Raw genomic sequence first — 4,747 nt, 5'->3', positions numbered from 1 at the left:
ACGCGGCGAGCAGACGCCTTGCGAATTCACGACCGGACACGCCGTGCGCCTGTGGCCGCTGCAAGTCACCCACGCCGACTTCACCGCGGCCCCGCAGGACCTGCCGCTGGCGCGCCTGGGCCTTGCCGGCCGTGCCGCACGCGTGTTGAGCGCGCTGCGGATCCGCATCGAAATCGGCGGTGGACAGCGGCTGGAAGACCTGGATCTTGATCAACTGGTGTTCCATCTGCACGGGCAGGATTTGCAGATGCAGCGCCTGCTGGAAGTGTTGATGGGGCACACGGTCGCGGTGCTGGGTCACGACACGGCGCGGCCGGTGGCGTGGATCAACAAGCTGCCGGCCAGCGCCTTGCGTCACGAAGGGTTTGCCGACGACCAGGCGCTGTTGCCGGGCGACGCGCGGGTGTTCCAGGGCTATCGCTTGCTACAGGAGTACTTTGCCTTTGCGCAGCGCTACCTGTTCTTCAGCGTGAATGGCTTGAAGGCGGGATTGAAGACGGGGTCGGGTGCGGACGCAGGCGGCGCGGCGCCGGCGTCATCCACTCCACGCGAAACCCGCGCATTCGATCTGACCTTCTTGTTTTCGGTGGCCGCGCCAGAACTGGAAGGCGCGATCTCCGCCGCCAATCTTGCGCTGCATTGCGCGCCCGTCATCAATCTTTTTCCGAAGCGCGCGGACCGGGTCGCGATCACGCCGCGCACGTCGGAATATCACGTGGTGGTCGATCGCAGTCGCCCGCTGGACTATGAAGTGTTCGGCGTGACGCGGGTCACCGGGCATGCGTCGGCGCAGCAACAAGAGCAGGAGTTCCGTCCGTTCTACGGGTCCTTGGGCAGCGATCCGGATGACTACGGCGCGTACTACTCCGTGCGCCGCGAGCCCCGGCTGATCTCGGACACCGCCCAGCGCAACGGCACGCGCACCGGCTACACAGGCAGCGAGGTGTTCCTGTCGCTGGTGGACCGCCACGAAGCGCCGTTCTCCGGCCAGTTGCGCCACGTGTCGCTGGAAACGCTATGCACTAATCGGGACCTGGCCATGCTGTTGCCCCTGGGCACCGACACGGACATGACGCTGCGCGTGTCGGCGCCCGTGCGCGCGGTGAAGGTGCTGCACGGCCCCACGCGCCCCTGCGCGGCGCTGGCCGAGAACGCCGCCACCTGGCACCTGATCAGCCACCTGGGGCTGAACTACCTGAGCCTGACGGACCTGGACACGGAGCAAGGGGCGCAAACGCTGCGCGAGATGCTGCACGTGTACGGCAATCTGGCCGACCCGGTGGTGCGCAAGCACATCTCCGGGCTGCGGCACGTCAGCGCCAAGCCCGTGTATCACCGCCTGCCGGTGCCGGGTCCCATCGTTCATGGGCGTGGCGTGCGCATCGCGCTGCAAGTGGACGAGGCGGCCTTTTCCGGTATCAGCCCGTATTTGTTTGGCGCCGTGCTTGAACAGTTTTTCGCGCGCCATGTGTCGATCAACATGATGTCGGAGCTGGTCCTGTCGACCCTGCAGCGAGGCGAAGTCGCCCGCTTCAAGCCCCGCATGGGGCGCCGGCCCGCAGTCTAGGCAGGCACCCCCACGAACCGGAGCGCATGATGAAATCCGCCGCAAGCTTGAACCGAATTGCCTATGACCCGGTGCATCTGCTGGGCGAGGTGCTGCATGTTGAGCCCGATGGCCGCTACGCCGTCGCGTGTGATGGCCGCACCTGGCTGGCGCGTCGCGCCGCCAGCTGCCTGTTGGCGCCCCAGCCGGGTGACGAGGTGCTGCTCAGCGGCCCCGATCCCTCGCGCGTGTATCTCATCGCGGTCACCGTGCAAGCGGTATCCGTCAGCACGGTGCTGGAGACCCAGGGTGACCTGGTGCTGCGGTCGCGGGGCGGCAACGTGCGCGTGCAAAGCGCGGGCGACGTGACATTGCAGGGGCGGGACGCCGTGCGCATCCGCACGCCCGAGTATTCCGTGGACGCCGACGAAGAACGTCATGCCGCCAAGCGCATCCGCATGGTGGCCGAACACCTGCACGCCACCATCGGCGAGACGCGGCTGGTGGGCCGCAACTACGAAGCGGTGCTGGACCGCATGACGCTCATGGCTCGCGTGTCCCTGCGCAGCGTCAGCGACGTGGACCAGGTGCGTGCGGGCTCCATCGATTACCAGGCCGAGCAAAGCGCCCGACTACATGCGTCATACACGCTGGTGACGGGCGCCGACCTGGTCAAGGTGGACGCCAAGCAGATTCACATGGGGTGACGCGATGGACGTCACGCATCCCGTTGCCGATCCGGCTTTTGCTGGCGCCGCTGCCTCGGGCGACGCCGACGCGCAGTGGTGGCGTGCCCTGGAGCGCGAGCCCTACGCGCATGATCTATTCCATGCCCTGCGCTGGATCGACGCGCATTGCGGCGCGCGCAAGCCGCTGGGGCGCGATACCGTGGCGCGCTACGAGCCTGTGCGCTTGCGGCAAGAGCCGTCGATGGCGTTCGCGCCGTCAACGGTGGCGCGCGTGCAGCCGGCGCGGAAAGGCCGGCCGGCAGAGGTTTCCATCTATGGCTTCGGCCTGTTCGGCCCCAATGGCCCCTTGCCACTGCACCTGACCGAACATGCACACGAACGCATGGCGCACTACGGCGACCGCACGCTGGCCGCCTTTGCCGATGTGTTCCATCACCGCTTGATCCTGTTGTTCTATCGAGCCTGGGCCGACGCGCAAAGCACCGTCAGCCTGGACCGCAAGGACGCGCGCTTTACGCGCTATGTGGCCAGCCTGTTGCATATGGGCGAGCCGTCGATGCAGCGGCGCGATGCCGTGCTGGACCATGCCAAGTACTTCATGGCGGGGCATCTGGTGCGCCAGACGCGCAACCCCGAAGGGCTCAAGCACATCCTGCAAGCGTTCTTCGGCCTGCCGGTGCGCATCCGCGAATTCGTGCCGCAATGGATACGCCTGGAGCCCGAGCAGCGGCTTGGGCTGGGCAGCGCGATGGGTCTGGGACATGACTCGGTGCTTGGTGTGGCGGTGCGCGATGCCCAGCACAAATTCCGCGTCGAGATCGGTCCGCTGGCGTTGGACGATTACAAGAGCTTCCTGCCGGGCGGCTTGCGCGCAAGGCAGCTGACGCATTGGGTCAGGCATTACATCGGCGTGGAACTGGCGTGGGACGTGCGCCCGGTGCTGCGCGCCGATGAGGCCGGCGGCGTGCGGTTAGGTGCGCAACGGCCGCTGGGCTTGTCCGCGTGGCTGGGAAGGCGCCGGCCCGCGCAGGGCGATGCCGACGATTTGCTGCTGGACTATGAACGCCGCGAACAGACGCCGGCACGTGGCCGCTTGCAGGCCCAACCTCCCAGGACACCGCGCGCTTGACCGCGCCATCACGCCATGTCGGATATCGGTCGCATCGAACTGTTTGGAAAGCTCAATCCGCTGCTCTACCAGGCGCTGGAAGGCGCAACGGCGTTCTGCAAGCTGCGCGGCAATCCCTACGTGGAACTGGTGCATTGGGTGCATCAGATTCTGCACGCGCAGGATAGCGATGTGCACCGCATTGCGCGCGCTTTCGAACTGGACCTGGGGCAGTTGCAGGCCGATCTGACGGCAGAGCTGGATCGGCTGCCGGCCGGCGCCGGATCGGTATCCGATCTGTCCGAACACATTGATCACGCCGTGGAACGCGCGTGGGTGCTCGGTTCGCTGCGTTATGGCGCCGCGCGCATTCGCAGCGGCCATCTATTGGCGGGCCTGGTCCGGACGTACGCGCTGCGTCATGTGCTGCTGGGCATGTCGCCGCAGTTTTCGCGCATCGTGCCCGACAAGCTGCTTGAGCAGATGGACGAGATGGTGCAGGGGTCGCCGGAAGCCACCGCCACCACGGCAGCTGCCAGCGACGACGCGCAGGCCCGGGGCAAGGACCTGGCCGCATTGGAGCGGTTTGCCGTTGACCTGACCGCCAAGGCGCGCGCCGGCGAGATCGACCCGGTGTCGGGACGCGATGAAGAGATCCGCCAGATCGTCGATGTGCTGATGCGTCGTCGCCAGAACAATCCCTTGCTGACGGGCGAGGCCGGCGTGGGCAAGACCGCCGTCGTGGAAGGCTTGGCATTACGATTGGCCACGGGCGATGTGCCCCCGCCTTTGCGAGACGTGTCGCTGTATCTGCTGGACATCGGGTTGTTGCAAGCCGGAGCGGGCGTGAAGGGCGAATTTGAACAACGCTTGCGCAGTGTGATCGATGAAGTCCAGGCAAGCGCCCGGCCGATCGTGCTGTTTGTCGATGAGATCCACACGCTGGTGGGCGCGGGCGGCGCGGCGGGCACGGGTGACGCGGCCAACCTGCTCAAGCCCGCGTTGGCGCGCGGCCAGCTGCGCACCATCGGTGCCACCACCTGGTCGGAATACAAAAAGCACATCGAAAAAGACCCCGCGCTGAGCCGCCGCTTTCAGGTAGTGCAAGTGCACGAGCCGGACGAGGCGCGCGCGTTCAACATGTTGCGCGGGCTGGCCGAAACCTTGCAGGCGCATCATGGCGTACTGCTGCTGGACGAAGCGATTACGGCGGCGGTCAGTTTGTCGCATCGCTACATTCCCGCGCGCCAGTTGCCCGACAAGGCGGTGGCGTTGCTGGACACCGCGTGTGCGCGCGTGGCGATCAGCCAGCACGCGGTGCCGCCCGCGCTGGAGGATGCACGCCGACGCATCCAGGCGCTGGAAACCGCGCTGCGCATCGCCCGGCATGAAGCCCATCTTGGG

Annotated in this window: 4 protein-coding genes; all 4 read left to right on the top strand. The window is 66.7% G+C overall.

Annotated elements, in window-relative coordinates:
• On the top strand, positions 1-1,567 hold a 1,567-nt coding region (gene tssF, locus ACNPP0_RS14710), incomplete at its 5' end, for a type VI secretion system baseplate subunit TssF (protein WP_448706307.1).
• A 29-nt stretch (positions 1,568-1,596) separates the two neighbouring features.
• Positions 1,597-2,253, top strand: coding sequence for a DUF3540 domain-containing protein (locus ACNPP0_RS14705; protein WP_332609445.1), 657 nt, complete (start codon positions 1,597-1,599; stop codon positions 2,251-2,253).
• Positions 2,254-2,257: 4 nt separating this feature from the next.
• Entirely contained in the window at positions 2,258-3,364 is a 1,107-nt protein-coding gene (gene tssG, locus ACNPP0_RS14700) for a type VI secretion system baseplate subunit TssG (protein WP_332609447.1), read from the top strand.
• Positions 3,365-3,379: 15 nt separating this feature from the next.
• Positions 3,380-4,747 (top strand): AAA family ATPase (locus ACNPP0_RS14695; protein WP_448706306.1); only part of this gene is annotated, 1,368 nt, incomplete at its 3' end.

The organism is Achromobacter semiaridum (assembly GCF_053543755.1).
Note: the sequence above shows the minus strand (reverse complement) of the source record. Positions and strands in the feature narration are given on the sequence as shown.

What these genes read in the sequence shown, in the direction of transcription:
- ACNPP0_RS14705 (WP_332609445.1), top strand. Translation starts at nt 1,597, where the DNA reads ATGAAATCCGCCGCAAGCTTGAACCGAATTGCCTATGACCCGGTGCAT.
- tssG (WP_332609447.1), top strand. Translation starts at nt 2,258, where the DNA reads ATGGACGTCACGCATCCCGTTGCCGATCCGGCTTTTGCTGGCGCCGCT.